1 protein-coding gene is annotated in these 1472 nt (G+C 67.7%); it reads left to right on the top strand.

Going from position 1 to position 1472, the window contains the following annotated elements:
• Positions 1-29: 29 nt before the first annotated feature.
• The coding region (locus tag NA4_RS12200) for an IPT/TIG domain-containing protein (RefSeq protein ID WP_218022293.1) at positions 30-1472 on the top strand (1443 nt) is incomplete at its 3' end.

The raw sequence follows: 1472 nt of genomic DNA, 5'->3' as shown, positions 1-1472 counted from the left end.
CGAGTGTGGACTTCGGTCTTGTTCCGGCGGTGTCGTTTACGGTGCTGTCGGATACCGAGATCACCGCGGTCGCTCCCACGCGTACCGGTACGGCGGCGGTGACGGTGACCGGTGTCGGCGGTACCAGCGACGCTGTCGTGTACACCTTTGTCCCGGCGCCGACCCTTGTTGCGCTCGACCCCGACTCCGGTCCGGAGACCGGTGGCAACACCGTTACCCTTGTCGGTGTCGATCTCGCCGGGGCCAGTGCGGTGCACTTCGGCGGGACACCGGCCACGTCGTTCACGGTGGTGTCGGATACCGAGATCACCGCGGTCGCTCCGGCCGGGAGCGGGACGGTCGCGGTTACGGTGACGACTGCGGGTGGCGCCGGCAATGGTGTTGCCTACGTCTACGTTCCGGCACCCACGCTGGCAACTGTGGTGCCTGGTTCCGGTCCCGAGACGGGTGGCAACATCGTCACTCTGACCGGCGCCGACCTCACCAGCACGACCGCGGTGCATTTCGGTGCGGAGTCGTCGGCGTTCACGGTCATCTCCGACAGCGAGATCAGCGCCACCGCCCCTCCGGGCGCCGGGGTCGTCGGTGTCACTGTCACCACCGCGGGTGGCACGAGCAACCCAGTCGCCTATGCCTACGTCCCAGCACCGACACTCGCGTCGGTGGTGCCGGATTCAGGTCCGACCACAGGTGGCAACACCGTTGTCCTCACCGGCACGGGTTTCACCGGTGCCACCACGGTGAACATCGGTGCGAACGCGGCAGTTTCGTTCACGGTGGTGTCGGATTCCCAGATCAGTGCCGTGATCCCCGCCGAGGTCGCCGGGACGGTCACCGTCGTCGTCACCGCGATCGGCGGCACCAGCAACGGCGTTCTCTACACCTACATTCCGGCACCGACGCTCACCGCGGTGGCCCCGAGCGCCGGACCCGTAACCGGCGGCAACACTGTCGTCCTCGACGGCACGGGGTTCACGGGGGCGACCTCCGTCCGCTTCGGCGCGACTCCGGCGACCTCCTATACCGTCGTTTCGGACACCCAGATCAGTGCCGTGGTGCCCGCCCGACCGGCCGGGGCGGTCGCGGTCACGGTCACCACTGTCGGCGGCACCAGTAACGGTGTGGTCTACACCTACGTCGCCGCGCCCACACTCAGCTCGGTGGTTCCTGGTTCGGGTCCGGTCTCGGGTGGCAACACTGTCACTCTCACCGGCTCCAGGTTCACCGGGACGACGGCCGTGCGCTTCGGTGCGAATACCGCGGTTTCCTTCACGGTGGTGTCGGATTCCCAGATCAGTGCCGTGGTGCCCGCGGGGACGGTGGGGCCTGTCGCGGTCACGGTCACTACCGTGGGCGGCGTCAGCAACGGGGTGAGCTACACCTACGTTGCTGCGCCCACACTCAGCTCGGTGGTTCCTGGTTCGGGTCCGGTCTCGGGTGGCAACACTGTCACTCTCACCGGCTCCAGGTTC

The organism is Nocardia amamiensis NBRC 102102, from assembly GCF_001612745.1.
Taxonomy (GTDB): Bacteria; Actinomycetota; Actinomycetes; order Mycobacteriales; family Mycobacteriaceae; genus Nocardia; species Nocardia amamiensis.
The sequence above is the reverse complement of the archived record's forward strand: the minus strand, read 5'-3'. Positions and strand labels throughout refer to the sequence as shown.